13 protein-coding genes are annotated in these 14,820 nt (G+C 68.3%); 9 read left to right on the top strand and 4 right to left on the bottom strand.

Annotated elements, in window-relative coordinates; all coding sequences use genetic code 11:
- Positions 1–81 precede the first annotated feature (81 nt).
- Positions 82–384: a hypothetical protein gene (locus tag AC5Y4F_RS13595; RefSeq protein WP_231986430.1), complete on the top strand. Its 303-nt coding sequence runs from the start codon at positions 82–84 to the stop codon at positions 382–384.
- Between the two features lie 5 nt (positions 385–389).
- Here AC5Y4F_RS13595 and AC5Y4F_RS13590 read toward each other — a convergent pair whose 3' ends face one another.
- Entirely contained in the window at positions 390–779 is a 390-nt protein-coding gene (locus AC5Y4F_RS13590) for an MmcQ/YjbR family DNA-binding protein (RefSeq protein ID WP_499997259.1), read from the bottom strand.
- A gap of 126 nt (positions 780–905) precedes the next feature.
- Here AC5Y4F_RS13590 and AC5Y4F_RS13585 point away from each other — a divergent pair, with 126 nt between their 5' ends.
- Positions 906–1,835 (top strand): transglutaminase family protein, encoded by a 930-nt coding sequence (locus AC5Y4F_RS13585; protein WP_499997256.1) that lies wholly within the window; start codon positions 906–908, stop codon positions 1,833–1,835.
- Positions 1,828–2,883, top strand: a complete 1,056-nt coding sequence (locus AC5Y4F_RS13580) for a zinc-binding metallopeptidase family protein (protein WP_499997253.1) — start codon at positions 1,828–1,830, stop codon at positions 2,881–2,883. Before AC5Y4F_RS13585 ends, AC5Y4F_RS13580 begins: the two co-directional genes overlap by 8 nt.
- A gap of 160 nt (positions 2,884–3,043) precedes the next feature.
- On the opposite strand, the gene AC5Y4F_RS13575 is transcribed toward AC5Y4F_RS13580, so the two are convergent.
- Together AC5Y4F_RS13575 and AC5Y4F_RS13570 are read right to left on the bottom strand one after the other, a co-directional pair.
- A complete protein-coding gene (locus tag AC5Y4F_RS13575; RefSeq protein ID WP_499997251.1) occupies positions 3,044–5,677 on the bottom strand; it encodes a circularly permuted type 2 ATP-grasp protein in 2,634 nt (877 codons plus the stop codon).
- Positions 5,678–5,721: 44 nt separating this feature from the next.
- Positions 5,722–6,753: a hypothetical protein gene (locus AC5Y4F_RS13570; RefSeq protein WP_499997248.1), complete on the bottom strand. Its 1,032-nt coding sequence runs from the start codon at positions 6,751–6,753 to the stop codon at positions 5,722–5,724.
- A 111-nt stretch (positions 6,754–6,864) separates the two neighbouring features.
- Here AC5Y4F_RS13570 and AC5Y4F_RS13565 point away from each other — a divergent pair, with 111 nt between their 5' ends.
- A complete protein-coding gene (locus AC5Y4F_RS13565; RefSeq protein WP_499997245.1) occupies positions 6,865–8,220 on the top strand; it encodes a replication-associated recombination protein A in 1,356 nt (451 codons plus the stop codon).
- Here AC5Y4F_RS13565 and AC5Y4F_RS13560 read toward each other — a convergent pair.
- A complete protein-coding gene (locus AC5Y4F_RS13560) occupies positions 8,217–8,840 on the bottom strand; it encodes a hypothetical protein (protein ID WP_067932379.1) in 624 nt (207 codons plus the stop codon). The genes AC5Y4F_RS13565 and AC5Y4F_RS13560 overlap by 4 nt on opposite strands.
- Before the next feature lie 192 nt (positions 8,841–9,032).
- Between AC5Y4F_RS13560 and AC5Y4F_RS13555 the strand changes: the two genes are divergently transcribed.
- The 5 genes from AC5Y4F_RS13555 (at position 9,033) to AC5Y4F_RS13535 (ending at position 14,817) form a co-directional block, all read left to right on the top strand.
- Positions 9,033–9,422, top strand: coding sequence for a secondary thiamine-phosphate synthase enzyme YjbQ (locus AC5Y4F_RS13555; protein ID WP_197520499.1), 390 nt, complete (start codon positions 9,033–9,035; stop codon positions 9,420–9,422).
- A gap of 131 nt (positions 9,423–9,553) precedes the next feature.
- Entirely contained in the window at positions 9,554–12,256 is a 2,703-nt protein-coding gene (alaS, locus tag AC5Y4F_RS13550) for an alanine--tRNA ligase (protein ID WP_499997242.1), read from the top strand.
- Complete coding sequence (gene ruvX / locus AC5Y4F_RS13545; RefSeq protein WP_067932373.1) at positions 12,257–12,763, top strand: Holliday junction resolvase RuvX; 507 nt, start codon at positions 12,257–12,259, stop codon at positions 12,761–12,763.
- A complete protein-coding gene (gene mltG / locus AC5Y4F_RS13540) occupies positions 12,756–14,003 on the top strand; it encodes an endolytic transglycosylase MltG (protein ID WP_499997240.1) in 1,248 nt (415 codons plus the stop codon). The genes ruvX and mltG overlap by 8 nt, the downstream gene beginning before the upstream one ends.
- Positions 13,978–14,817 carry a shikimate dehydrogenase gene (locus AC5Y4F_RS13535; RefSeq protein WP_499997237.1) on the top strand — a complete coding sequence of 280 codons (840 nt, stop codon included), beginning with the start codon at positions 13,978–13,980 and terminating at the stop codon, positions 14,815–14,817. The genes mltG and AC5Y4F_RS13535 overlap by 26 nt, the downstream gene beginning before the upstream one ends.
- Positions 14,818–14,820: the final 3 nt, after the last annotated feature.

Genomic DNA, 14,820 nt, shown 5'->3' with positions numbered 1-14,820 from the left:
ACCACGGCTCGCCACATCGTCACCATCGCGCCACGACGATGGGGCCTGCGGACGGCGATCGACGCCGCCGATCATCAGGCCGTGCATGTGGCCCTGCTGGCCGGCTGGGTGCTGCAACTGGCCCGTGCCGTCGCGCCCCATCAGCGCTTCGGCGGCCGCGACCGCCTTCCGCATCCGGTGCCCAGCGTGCTGGCCGTGCCGGCGGCCGCGGCCGCTCTCACCGACCCTGATCCCGCCGGCGCCTGCGCGTACGCGGCGTCTAGGCGTCAGCACGCCGCGCAATTGCAGGCCGGGACGGACGAGACGAGGCAGGTAATCATGGCCGACGTCGTCGGTGCCTGCATCGACGATTTGCAGCGCGTCATCGACCTTCGACCCGGCTGAGCTCTTCAGCGTGAGTTGGCCAGGAACTCCTGAACCAACTTCCGCGGCGCCTGGGTCAGCCACGCCTCGGTGATCAGCTCTTCGAGGTCGCGCACCGAAATTTCGGCCAGGTTGACCAACACCGCGGGATAGCCGTCGAAGTGCGGGGTGGTGAAGTAGACCCTCGGCTCGTCGTCGATCAACGCGAACTTGACGCCCTCGTCGGACACCCGGACCCCGAGGATGTCGCCCTGCGCTGGCGCGGCGCCGTCGCGCTCCAGCGCCTCGCGTTCGGAGGGACGCAGCGGCCGCTCCCAGGCCAGCAATTTCTTGCCGACCCGCCAGTCGTGCGGTGACGGCTCGGAGGTGAGTGCCAGCTCACCGACGATGCGGGCGACCTCGCCCCAGGTGGCCACATCACGATTGTGCTCCGGTTTTCGCGGGCGTGCCGTCGGATTGGCAAACGGTGGACGACGGGGCGCTTGGCGGGGCCTACGCGGGGGGCCGGTATGTGATGAGATCAGCGGTGAGGAGGAGGAAGCTTGCCCCCAGAACCAGGCGAACCGGCGGTCGCCCGCCGACATCGAGTGACCCACCGCACCGAGTACCGCTACTCCGACACCGTGACCAGCTCCTACGGTCGCGGATTTCTCACCCCGCGCGACTCGCTGCGGCAACGCTGTGTTGCGCATCGGCTGATGATCGAGCCGGCCCCCGCCGACAGCTCCACCAGCGTGGACAGCTACGGCAACACCAGTTCCTATTTCCACGTCACCGAGCCGCACCGCGCCCTGAAGGTGATCAGCGATTCCATCGTCGACGTCTTTCCGCCTGGCACGGATTCCCACGCCTCCGCGACCCAACCGTGGGAGGCGGTCCGGCCCATCGGACCCGGCGGCGCCCTGGCGACGGAGTTCACCCTGGACCTGAATCCGCCGGAGATCACCGACGAAATTCGCGACTATGCCGCGCCCAGCTTCTCACCCGGGCGTCCCTTGATAGACGTGCTGCGTGATCTGACGTCGCGCATCTTCACCGACTTCACCTACCGGTCGGGGTCGACGACAATTTCCACCGGAGTCAACGAGGTTCTGGCCGCCCGCGAAGGGGTATGTCAAGACTTTGCCAGGCTGGCGATTGCCTGCCTGCGAACCAACGGGTTGGCGGCCAGTTACGTGTCCGGATATCTGGCCACCGACTCGCCACCAGGAAAGGATCGGATGATCGGCATCGACGCCACCCACGCCTGGGCAGCGGTGTGGACTCCACAGCAGCCCGGCCAATTCGAGTGGCTGGGGCTGGACCCCACCAACGATCAGATGGTGGACGAGCGCTATATCGTCGTGGGCCGGGGCCGTGACTACGCGGACGTCCCGCCGCTGCGGGGCATCATCTACACCGATTCGGAACACAGCGTCATCGACGTCGCCGTCGACGTGGTGCCCTTCGAAGGCGATGTGTTGTATGCGTGACTTCACCTGCCCCAACTGCGGCCAGCGCTTGACCTTTGAGAACTCTACCTGTCTCAATTGCGGTAGTGCGCTGGGGTTTTCGCTCGACCAGATGGCGCTGCTGGTAATCTCGGAGGACGACACCACCGGGCACGCCGGCTTCGTCCACGCGAGCGAGTACCAGCTGTGCGCCAATCTACTTATCGCCGAATGTAATTGGCTGGTTCCCGTCAACAGCCCCCGGCTGCTGTGCCCCTCGTGCGCCCTGACGATCGAACGGCCCAACGACGCCGACACCACTGGGATGGCCGAGTTCGCCCGTGCCGAGGCGGCCAAACGCAGGCTGATCGCCGAGCTGCACGAGCTGAAGCTGCCGATCGTCGGGCGGGACAGGGACCCCAAGTACGGGTTGGCCTTTCGGCTGTTGTCCAGCGCGCACGAGCAGGTGATGACCGGGCACGAGAACGGGGTCATCACAATCGATTTGGCCGAGGGCGACGACGCGCACCGCGAGCAGTTGCGCGTCGAGATGGACGAGCCGTACCGAACCCTGCTGGGCCACTTCCGGCACGAGATCGGGCATTACTACTACTATCGGCTGATCGCACCGTTCGACGATTATGTAGCGCGGTTCAACGAGCTGTTCGGCGATCACGAAGCCGACTACTCCGCGGCGCTGGACCGCCACTACAGCGAGGGCGCTCCCGAGGGCTGGCAGGAGGACTTCGTATCGTCCTACGCCACTATGCATCCCGCCGAGGACTGGGCCGAGACGTTCGCCCACTACCTGCACATCCGTGACACACTGGACACCTCGGCGTGGTGCGGGCTGGCCCCGGCGTCGGCCACATTCGACCGTCCCGCCTTGGGCCCCAGCGCGTTCCAGACGATCATCGACATGTGGCTGCCGTTGTCGTGGTCGCTGAACATGGTGAACCGGTCGATGGGCCGCGACGACCTGTACCCGTTCGTGCTCCCGGTCGCGGTGCTGGAGAAGATGAAGTTCATCCACACCGTGGTCGACGATGTGACGTCGGAGTCCCGCGGCCCCGCCTCGGTGGCCGGCTGAGTCGCGCTCAGGGCTCTGGTGCATCTATGCCGCCGCGCTGTCGGTTCTGGCGCTGGTGCACATGGTGCGGCGTCGCCGACTGCCCGATCCGCATCGCCGCCACGGCATAGCCGTGGATCGGGCTGCATCGAACGCATGAACATGGTGGGTATCGGCGAAACTAGGCCGGCATCACCCGCCGCTCGTCTGGACCCCAAATCGGTTGCATACCACCGGGCAACGCCAGCTGGGTAGTGGTGATGATCTCGGCCAGGTTGCGCAGCTCGGCGTGCACCGATACTAGCAACTCCGCCAACTCGGCACGCCGTCCGTCGTCGCTGACCCGTTCGAGCTCGGCAGGGTGGGATCGCCGCAACATCGTGCCGATCTCGTCCACCAACCGTTGCGGGCGCGACGACCCCGACGAGCCGGGCAGGTCCTTCAGATCGATCCGCAGCCGCTCCAGCTGGTAGAGCAGCGACCGCGGGTTCTGCGCGTCGAACAGCATCAGCTCGGCCATGGCGGCCACGCTGACCTTGCCCACCGTGCGGCGCCGGTAGATGACCGAGGACTCGCACGCCACCAGGGTGGCCTCGATGACGGTCTGCTCGGCCGCGGCGCCGCGGCCGACGGTGAGGGTGGCCTGCAGCAACGCCGTCAACCACAGGCCGCGCTCGATCCGTTTGCCGATGTCCATCATCGTCCAGCCCACGTCGCGCACCATCGACTCGTTGGCCACGCCCGACAGGGTCAGCATGCCGACCAGCGTCTGGGACTGAGCTCCGGTGAGCAGTGCGTCGGCCTCGGAAAGTGAGTCAGGTGGGTCGCTTTCGAGCGCCAGCGCCCGCTCCACCGCGGCCAGCACCATCCAGGTGTCGTTGGACATCTGGTCGCGCACCGCCCGCGCGGCGAGCGCCAAACCCTCCACAGATTGCACCAGCGAGCCGGGCCGGTTCGGATCAACGGTGAGTGACCACAGCGTGGAGGGCGCCGTGGCGATCAGCTCGGCGTGGTCGCCGTCGCTGTCGGGCGTTCCGGTGATTCGGCCCAGCGCGGTCAGCAGCACCGGCACACATTCGCTTTCTTCGCTGTGCTGGTAGTGGCGGTAGACGTGGAACCGGTCACGGGCGACGATCAGCAGCCGGGCCATGCTTTCCGCGCGCTCACCGTAGCGGCCGATCCAGAACAGGTCCGACAGCACGCGCGGGGAGCTGACGCCCCAGGTGCCCGCGGCCGTCTTCGCCGGCGGCTCCGGTGCCGGCAGGCTGATCGCCTCGGCGTGTGCCCGCTCGGTAGGTCGAACCCAGACATCTTTTGCTGCAATGGTTTTCAGCGTGTATGCGGCGGGTCCTGGCGTCAGCACGTAGCCGATGCCTCCGGTCATCGGCGCATAGCCGCCGCGCTGGGCAACGGTGAACAAACGGATGCCGACGCCCGCAGACGACAACACGCCGGCGTGGTCGGTCGGCACGCACGAGAATTGCGGCAGCTCCTGGCCGATCCACTGCCACGGCATCTGCTCGATGCGGGCCGTCAACCGCGTAAGCTGTTGAGACGAAAGCGCCGGCCCGACAAGGGTTTCCCCGCCGACGGTGGATTTCACCAACAACGACGACAGATTCGACAGCAGGTGTGAGCGTTCACTGGCGATGCCGCCCCAATAGATTTCGGTGGTGGGCAACTGCAGCGTTTCCGACAGCAGGTGCTGTGCCATCGCGGGCAGGAAACGCAGCAGCCCAGGGTTTTCCAGAATTCCGCTGCCCAAGGTGTTGACCACGGTCACCGTCCCCCGGTGTTGGGCCTCCACCAAACCGACCACCCCGAGCCGGGAGTCGGCGCGCAAATCGAGCGGGTCCGTGTAGTCCGCGTCGACCCGGCGCAGAACGACGTCGACGCGTTTCAAGGTGCCCAGCGAGCGCATCCACAACATGCCGTCGCGCACTACCAAGTCGGCGCTTTCGACCATCGGGAAACCCAGCAGCGTGGCCAGATAGGCCTGGTCGAACGCCGTCTCGGAGTAGATACCGGGGGACAGCACCACCACCACGGGGTCCTGGGCGTCATCGGGTGCGGCGTCGATCAGCGCCAGCCGCAGCGCCTGCGCGAACGGCGTCGTCGGCCGCGGCGCGATCCGCTCGTATAGGTCGGGCATCGAGTGCGCGACGACTCGCCGGTCCGCCAGCGCGTACCCGGCACCCGAGGGCGCCTGGGTGCGGTCGCCGTTGACGACGAAAGCGCCGTCCGGTCGGCGGCTGACATCGCAGGCATGCATGAAGAGCTGGTGGCGCCCGGGGATTTCGATCCCATTGGCCGCGCGTATGTATCCGGGGTGGCCGAACAGCAGCTCGGGGGGTAGGACGCCCTCGGTGAGCAGCCTGCGCGGACCGTACAGGTCGGCGAGCACGGCGTCGAGCACCCGCGACCGTTGCAGCAGGCCGGTTTCGAGCACCTCCCAGTCGGCCGCGGACAGCACGATCGGCAGCGTGTCCAGCTGCCAGGGCCTGGGCTCCTGGGCGCGACCACCGGGCTCGACGTCGGTATAGGTGATGCCGTCGTTGTCGATGAGGGCGTCCACCACCGAGCGCAGCCGGTCCAGGCCGGCGCGGCCGCGTTCCGCGATAGCGTCGGCCAGCTCGGCCCACGCCGGTCGGACGTTGCCGTCAGGGTCGACGAATTCGTCATAACCGAGTGCCGGACCGTGCCGCAGGTCGAACAGCGCTTCCTGGGCCCGCGCCGCGCGGTATCCGGCCAGCAGGCGGTCCGCGTCATAGCGCGCGGTGCCGGCTCCCGACGGTGCACCGGTGCCGAATGTCATGTCCGCGAACGGGCCGCCTCAGTCGACGGTGTTGGTCATCGAGCTCACGGCGCGACCGGTCCGCCGGACAACCGCCGGTAGGTGTAGACCTGGAGCAACAGCGCCACCGGGGCGGCGACCACGACCCCGACGAAGCACAACAGGAAACCGACCAGCACGATCGCGAACTGCACCAGCCACGACAACAAAGCGCTGCCGATGTCGGAGCGGACGGTGGTGAAGCTCGCTTTCAACGCCTCGATCGGGGGCAGGTCGCGATCGATCGCGAATGCGATGGTGAACAGCGCGAAGAAGCTGAAGACCGCGACGGCCAGCAGCGCCACCAAGTTGAAGACGATCGTCGGCGGGATCAGCGACAGCGCGTCCAAGACCACGCTGATCACGCTGAGCAGCGCCGCGGCAAGAAGCGCGTTGCCGAAGTGGCGGGGCTTGAAGAAGGAACTGACGGTCACCGGCCGGGCGTCGGCTATGTCGAGGGCGCCCGACAGAAATGCCGCCTGGACGAAGATGGTGTAGGCGAAAAACACGAACTGCAGGATGATCGTGCCGACGCCGCCCAGGCCTCCCGAGAACGATGCGCTGTAATTTCCGTCGGCATTGCTCGTCGTGGCGTCCCCGCCGCCTAACAGCACGAATATCAGGGCGTGCAGGATCAGCCCGACCACGGCGTACACCAGCAACGCAACAATCAGCGGGACGGCGTTGTTGCCGAACTTGCTGAAGGCCCACGAGACGCCCTCGCTGATGCTGAACCGCTGCGAGCCTGCCGCTGGGTAGCCCGGCTGCGGCGGTGGGCCGTAGCCCGGTGGCGGCCCGTAGCCGGGGGGCGGGCGGTAGCCCGGTTGTTGAGGCGGGCCGTAGCCCGGTGGCGGCCCGTAGCCCGGTGGCGGCCCGTAGCCCGGAGGTGGACCGGACCCGGGCGGCGGCCCGTATCCGGGGGGTGGACCGGACCCGGGCGGCGGCCCGTATCCGGGGGGTGGGCCGGGCGGCCCATAGCCGGGGGGCGGGTAACCGCCCGGATCAGGATTCCCGTGCGGCCCGATGGGATTGCCGGGGTACTCCGGGGGTTGGCTCATGGCCGCTCCTACGTCGTCGACGTTCTGGGCATGCGTCGCAGAACTTAACAAGTATCCGACGGCGTTGCCGACCCCGCCATGTGAGTCGCCGCCGTGTCGCGGCTTCGTGGTATGCCTGAAGCCGTGTCCGACGGTCTGTTCGACCTGCCCGGCCCGTCGCGGTCAAGCGATCACGAGCTGGGCGTGTCGGGTAGTGCACCGCTGGCGGTCCGGATGCGGCCGGCATCGCTGGACGAGGTGGTGGGCCAGGACCATCTGTTGGCGCCCGGATCCCCGCTGCGCCGCCTGGTCGAGGGCTCGGGCGTGGCCTCGGCCATCCTGTACGGGCCGCCCGGCAGTGGCAAGACAACCCTGGCGGCGCTGATCTCGCAGGCGACCGGCCGCCGGTTCGAGGCGCTGTCGGCCCTCTCGGCCGGCGTCAAAGACGTTCGGGCGGTGATAGAAAAGGCGCGCACCGCGCTCCTTCATGGGGAGCAGACGGTGCTGTTCATCGACGAGGTACACCGATTCTCCAAGACCCAGCAGGACGCGCTGTTGTCCGCGGTGGAGAACCGGGTGCTGCTGCTGGTGGCGGCGACCACGGAGAACCCCAGCTTCTCGGTGGTGGCGCCGCTGCTGTCGCGTTCGCTGATTCTGCAGCTGCGGCCGCTGGGAGCCGACGACATCCGCGCCGTGGTGCAGCGCGCCATCGACGATCCACGCGGCCTGGGCGGGCAGACCGCGGTCGCGCCGGAGGCCGTCGACCTGCTGGTGCGGTTGGCCGCCGGGGACGCCCGCCGGGCGTTGACCGCGCTGGAGGTCGCCGCCGAGGCGGTCGGGCCGGGCGGCGAGTTGACCGTCGCGGCCGTCGAGCAGTCCCTGGACGAGGCAGCGGTGCGCTACGACCGCGACGGCGACCAGCACTACGACGTCATCAGCGCCTTCATCAAGTCGGTCCGCGGCTCGGACGTCGACGCCGCGCTGCACTATCTGGCCCGCATGCTGGTCGCCGGCGAGGACCCACGGTTTGTCGCGCGCCGGCTGATGATCCTGGCCAGCGAGGACATCGGCATGGCCGACCCGGCGGCGTTGCAGGTCGCGGTTGCCGCCGCGCAGACGGTGGCGCTGATCGGCATGCCCGAGGCGCAGCTCACGCTGGCGCACTGCACGATTTATCTGGCCAGCGCGCCGAAGTCGAACGCGGTCACCACTGCTCTGGCCGCGGCGATGGCCGACATCAGGGCCGGCAAAGCCGGCCTGGTTCCACCCCATCTGCGCGACGGGCACTATTCGGGCGCGGCGGGACTGGGCAACGCGCAGGGCTACAAGTACTCGCACGATCACCCGGATGGGGTTGTCGCACAACAATATCCACCTGATGAGCTGGTAGGGGTCGACTACTACCGGCCTACCGGCCGTGGCGGTGAACGTGAGATGGCCGGCCGGCTGGACCGGCTGCGCGCGATCATCCGCCGCAAGCGGGGTTAGACCAGCTCGGGCACCCGCAGGTGGGCGATCGCCAGCTCGAACTCGGCGACGTCGATCACCTCGGCGCCCAGGTCGCGGACCCGCCTGCTGCGCAGTTCGCTGGCGCGGTCGCGGTTGCGGGCCATCGCCTCCATGGAGTCGAACGTGGAACAGCTCACCGCGCGGCGGCAGGCGGGGTGGTCGACCATCAGGCTGGCGCTGCAGAACCCGTCGAGGTTTTCCATCTCGGGCAGCACCGCCATGCGGTAGAACTCCAGCGACCGGTTCAACTGGTCCGGCACCACCTTGAGCCAGGTGGCGCGCACACACGCGCCGGGGCGGGAGGGGTGGTCGCGGTGCAGCAACGGGATGTCCCATTCCTCGACCCGCGCGCTGCCGTCGAACATCAGCGCGGCCCGGTCCCGGATGGGTGCGACCTGCTCGGCGCTGCCGCGCATCGCTTCAATGGTTTCCCACGAGCTGGTGGCGATGCAGGTGCCGGATTGCCGATCGACCAATAGCGAAAGCCCCACACACCCATCGATCTCGGTGAGGGCGGGCATGACGACATCGCGAACGTGCGCAATACCGATGTCGACGGACAGGGGTTGCGCCTGAATGGTGGTGGAGCGTGCGTACACGGTTGAACCCCTCCTGTGTCGGGGCGGCGCCCCGGTGGCGCCACCGGTCCCACCCGCTACCTTCCTCCTGCCGGTTACTCGTCGCAACGCTTTGGAAAAGCTTCTCCGCCGCCTTGGATGCTGTGGCAGCGCTCACAACTGATTGGCTGGTGGTCAGGCTCGCGCCGTAGGCTTGGCCCAGTGCATACCGATGTGTTGGACGTGGACACCTCGCGCCGCCGAATCGTCGATCTGACCGAGGCGGTGCGCGGGTTCTGCTGGTCGCGTGGGGACGGCCTGTGCAACGTGTTCGTCCCGCACGCCACGGCCGGGGTGGCCATCATCGAGACGGGCGCCGGTTCCGACGACGACCTGGTCGACACGCTCGAGCGCCTGTTGCCGCGCGACGATCGGTACCGGCATTCGCACGGCTCCGTGGGCCACGGCGCGGACCATGTGATGCCGGCGCTCGTCGCGCCGTCGGTCACCGTTCCGGTGTCGGCCGGTGAGCCGATGCTGGGTACGTGGCAAAGCATCGTCCTGGTCGACCTGAACCGGGACAACCCGCAGCGCTCGGTCCGGCTGAGCTTTCTGGAGGGTTAGCGCCCCGGTGTCCGTCGCGTCGGGGCAGGTACTGTGAGCGGTCGAAATGCGTCGTTAGACGGGCTTCCCATGCCCCGGCGAATAGGCTGGGATCCAGACACCGAAGTAACAGGAAGAAGCGGACTCCGAAAGTGCAGACACACGAGATCAGGAAGCGGTTTCTTGATCATTTCGTGAAGGCGGGCCACACCGAGGTGCCGAGCGCGTCGGTGATCCTCGATGACCCCAACCTGCTGTTCGTCAACGCGGGCATGGTCCAGTTCGTGCCCTACTTCCTGGGCGCGCGAACTCCGGAATACTCGACCGCCACCAGCATCCAGAAGTGCATCCGCACCCCCGATATCGACGAGGTCGGTATCACCACCCGGCACAACACGTTCTTTCAGATGGCCGGCAACTTCTCGTTCGGCGACTATTTCAAGCGTGGTGCCATCGAACTGGCCTGGACCCTGTTGACCAATGGCGTCGAGCAGGGCGGTTACGGCCTCGATCCCGAACGCATCTGGACGACAGTCTTTTTCGACGACGACGAGGCCGTGCAGCTGTGGCAGGAGATCGCCGGACTGCCGGAGGATCGCATCCAGCGGCGTGGCATGGAAGACAATTACTGGTCGATGGGCATCCCCGGTCCGTGCGGCCCGTCCTCGGAGATCTACTACGACCGCGGGCCGGAGTTCGGCGTCGAGGGCGGCCCGATCGCCAACGAGGACCGCTACATCGAGATCTGGAACCTCGTGTTCATGCAGAACGTACGCGGCGAGGGTACCGGCAAAACGGACTTCGAGATCCTGGGGCCGTTGCCCCGCAAGAACATTGACACGGGCATGGGCGTGGAGCGGGTCGCTTTCATCCTGCAGGGCGTGCACAACGTCTACGAGACCGACCTGTTGCGGCCCGTCATCGACACCGCGGCGGCACGCGCACCGCGCGGCTACGACGCCGGCAACCACGACGACGACGTGCGCTACCGGGTGATCGCCGACCACAGCCGCACCGCGGCCATCCTGATCGGCGACGGCGTCACGCCCGGCAATGACGGCCGGGGCTACGTGCTGCGCCGGTTGCTGCGCCGGGTGATCCGCTCGGCCAAGCTGCTCGACATCGAGGGACCCATCGTCGGTGACCTGATGGCCACCGTGCGCGACGCGATGGGCCCGTCGTATCCCGAATTGGTCGCCGACTTCGACCGCATCCGGCGCATCGCTGTCGCCGAGGAAACCGCGTTCAACCGCACGCTGACGGCGGGTTCGAAGCTGTTCGACGAGGTGGCCGGCGCTACCAAAGCCTCTGGTGCGAAAAGGATTTCGGGCTCGGACGCTTTCACCCTGCACGACACATACGGATTCCCGATCGAGCTCACGCTGGAGATGGCGTCCGAGGCCGGCCTGAAGGTGGACGAAGTCGGCTTCCGGGAATTGATGGCCGAGCAGCGCCGCCGCGCAAAGGCCGATGCCGCCGCACGCAAGCACGCGCACGCTGACCTGACCGCCTACCGCGAGCTGGTCGACGCCGGGCCCACCGAGTTCACCGGCTTCGACGAATTGACTTCCGAGGCAAAGATTCTGGGTATCTTCGTCGACGGCAAGCGGGTTCCGGTGGTCACGCACGGCGCCGAAGGGGCCGACCGGGTCGAACTCGTGCTCGACCGCACCCCGCTGTACGCCGAGGCCGGCGGCCAGATCGCCGACGAGGGCACCATCAGCGGGACGGGCGCTGGACAAAGCGCCCGCGCCGCGGTCACCGACGTGCAGAAGATCGCCAAAACCCTGTGGGTGCATCGGGTTAACGTCGAGTCCGGTGAGTTCGTAGAGGGCGACACGGTCGTCGCGGCGGTCGACCCGCAGTGGCGCCGTGGCGCCACCCAGGGGCATTCGGGTACCCACATGGTGCACGCGGCGCTGCGACAGGTGCTGGGCCCCAACGCCGTTCAGGCCGGGTCGCTGAACCGGCCGGGCTACCTGCGATTCGACTTCAACTGGCAGGGGCCGCTCTCCGAAGACCAGCGCACCCAGGTCGAAGAGGTGACGAACCAGGCCGTGCAGGCCGACTTCGAGGTGCATACCTTCACCGAGCAGCTGGAGAAGGCCAAGGCTATGGGCGCGATGGCCATGTTCGGCGAGGCCTACCCCGACGTGGTCCGGGTGGTGGAGATCGGCGGCCCGTTCTCGCTGGAGCTCTGCGGTGGGACCCATGTGCACAACTCGGCTCAGATCGGGCCGGTGACGATCTTGGGCGAATCCTCGGTCGGTTCTGGGGTGCGCCGGGTGGAGGCCTACGTCGGGCTGGAGTCATTCCGGCACCTGGCCAAGGAACGCGCGTTGATGGCGGGGCTGGCGTCGTCGCTGAAGGTGCCGTCCGAGGAGGTGCCCGCCCGGGTGGCCAACCTGGTGGAGCGACTCAAGGCGGCCGAGAAGGAACTCGAGCGCTCCCGGCTGGCCGGCGCGCGGGCCGCCGCGACCAACGCCGCGGCCGGCGCGGAGCGTATCGGTAACGTCCGGGTGGTGGCGCAACGGATGTCGGGTGGGATGACGGCGGCCGATCTGCGCTCCCTGGTCGGCGACATTCGCGGCAAGCTGGGCAGCGATCCCGCGGTGGTCGCGCTGATCGCCGAGGGCGGGGACGGGTCGGTGCCGTATGCGGTCGCCGCGAACCCGGCCGCCCAAGATCTCGGGCTTCGCGCCAATGACCTGGTCAAGCAGCTAGCCGCGACCGTCGACGGGCGTGGCGGCGGCAAGGCGGACCTGGCGCAGGGTTCCGGTAAGGATCCGGCGGGCATCGACGCAGCGCTGGACGCGGTGCGGTCCCAGATCGCGGCGATAGCGCGGGTCGGTTGAGTGGTCTTGACACAGCACCGCTTGCCTGACCGGCCCGGCGATCCTGTCCAGGACCCTGGACGGGGACGACGGCTCGGCATCGACGTGGGCAGCGTCCGCATCGGCGTGGCCTGCAGCGATCCCGACGCCATCCTGGCCACCCCGGTCGAAACCGTCCGCCGGGACCGCAACGGTAAGCACCTGCGGCGGCTGGCCGCACTGGTCGCCGAACTCGAGGCCGTCGAGGTGGTCGTCGGGCTGCCGCGCACGCTGGCCGATCGCGCCGGGCCGTCGGCGATCGACGCGATCGAGGTGGCCGGCGCACTGGCCCAGCGGATCGCGCCCATTCCGGTGCGGCTGGCCGACGAGCGGTTGACGACCGTGGCCGCGCAGCGATCGCTGCGCGCGGCCGGGGTGCGGGCCAGGGAACAGCGTGCGGTGATCGATCAGGCGGCAGCGGTGGCCATCCTGCAGAGTTGGCTGGATCAGCGCCGCGCGGCGGTGGCGGGAGAGCTCAGCGATGGTTGACAGCGCACGGCGGGACCGAGCCGAGCCCGAGGCGGTGGGACCGCCCTCCCGGCGCAGGTCGAGCCGCGTCGCCCGCAAGCAGGCGAAGCGGGGCCGTCGGCGGCGCTTCGCCGTCAAGATCGCGCTTGCGGTGTTCTTCGTGGTGGTGCTCGCCGGCGTGTTCGCGGGCGGCAAATTGTGGCACACGCTGTTCGGGCTCGGTGACGACTACAGCGGTAGCGGCAAGCGGGACCTGGTGATTCAGGTTCAGGCCGGTGACTCCACGACCAACATCGGCGAGACGCTGGAAAAAGAGCAGGTCATCAAGACGGTGCGAGCATTCGTCAACGCCGCGCACGGCAACAGCGCCATCAACTCGATTCAGCCCGGCTTCTACCGGATGCGCACCGAAATCCCGGCGGCCAACGCCGTCGCGCGCCTCGCCGACCCGAACAGCCGGGTGGGCCGGCTGGTCATCCCGGAGGGCCGTCAGGTCGACGACACCACCGACATGAAGACCAACGTGGTGACGCCGGGGATCCTGACGCTGATCTCGCGCGCCACCTGCGTGGATCTCGACGGTCACACCCGCTGCGTCCGGGTGGATGATCTGCGCGCGGCGGCGACCAACAGCTCCGCCTTGGCGTTGGCAGTGCCGCCATGGGCCACCGAGCCCGTCGGCGAGCTCGGCAAGGACCACCGGCGGATCGAGGGTTTGATCGCGCCCGGCACCTTCAACATCGACCCGTCCGCCTCACCGGAGACCATCCTGTCGACCCTGATCGGCGCCGGTGCCGAGGAGTACGTGAAATCCGGGTTGGTGGACACCGCCGTGGCCATGGGCCTGTCGCCGTACGACATCCTGGTGGTGGCGTCGCTGGTGCAGCAGGAATCCAACTCCCAGGACTTCGCCAAGGTCGCCCAGGTCATCTACAACCGCCTGCACGCCCACCACACGCTCGAGTTCGACTCGACGGTCAACTACCCGCTGGACCGCCGCGAGGTGGCCACCAGCGACGCCGACCGTGGCCAGAAGACGCCGTGGAACACATACGTGTCGCAGGGCTTGCCCGCCACCGCGATCTGTTCGCCCGGTACCGACGCACTGAACGCCGCCGAGCACCCGCAGCCCGGTGACTGGCTGTACTTCGTCACCATCGACGCTCAGGGCACGACACTGTTCACCCGCGACTATCAACAACACCTGGCCAACATCGAGCTGGCTAAGCACAACGGTGTCCTCGACAGCACTCCCCGCTAGCGCGGCGCCGCGCAGGGCGGGCGTGCTCGGCAAGCCGATCGCGCACTCGAAATCCCCGCAGTTGCACCTGGCCGCCTACCGCGCGCTGGGTCTGACCGACTGGACCTACGACCGCATCGAATGCGACGCCGAGCAGCTGCCCGGCGTTGTCCGCGGATTCGGGCCCGAATGGGTCGGGGTGTCGGTGACCATGCCCGGCAAGTTCGCCGCCCTACGGTTCGCCGACGAGCGCACCGACCGTGCGGAGCGGGTGGGATCGGCCAACACCCTGGTCCGCACGCCGACCGGCTGGCGGGCCGATAACACCGACATCGACGGGGTCACCGGGGCGCTCGCGTCAATTGGGCGGTTCTCTGGATGGGCGCTCGTCTGTGGATCGGGCGGCACCGCGCCGGCCGCCGTCGCCGGCCTGGCCCAACTGGGCGTCGCCGGCATCACCGTCGTGGCCCGCAATCCCGACAAGGCGGCCCGGTTGATGGACCTGGGCAAGCAACTGGGCGTGCCCACCCGGTTCTGCGATCTGGACGGCGACGGGCTGGCCGACGAGGTGGCCGGCGCCGAGGTGCTGGTCAGCACCATCCCGGCGGACGTCGCCGAACGCTACGTCGGCACCTTCGAACGCGTCGGTGTGCTGCTGGATGCCGTCTACGATCCGTGGCCCACGCCGCTGGCCGCCGCGGTGAGCGCCGCGGGCGGCCGGGTGATCAGCGGCCTGCAGATGCTGCTGCACCAGGCCTTCGCGCAGGTGGAACAGTTCACCGGGCTGTCCGCACCGCGCGAGGCGATGGCTTGCGCGGTGGCCGCACCGGATTAGCCT

This window comes from Mycobacterium sp. NGS56 (assembly GCF_059812425.1).
The sequence above is the reverse complement of the archived record's forward strand: the minus strand, read 5'-3'. Positions and strand labels throughout refer to the sequence as shown.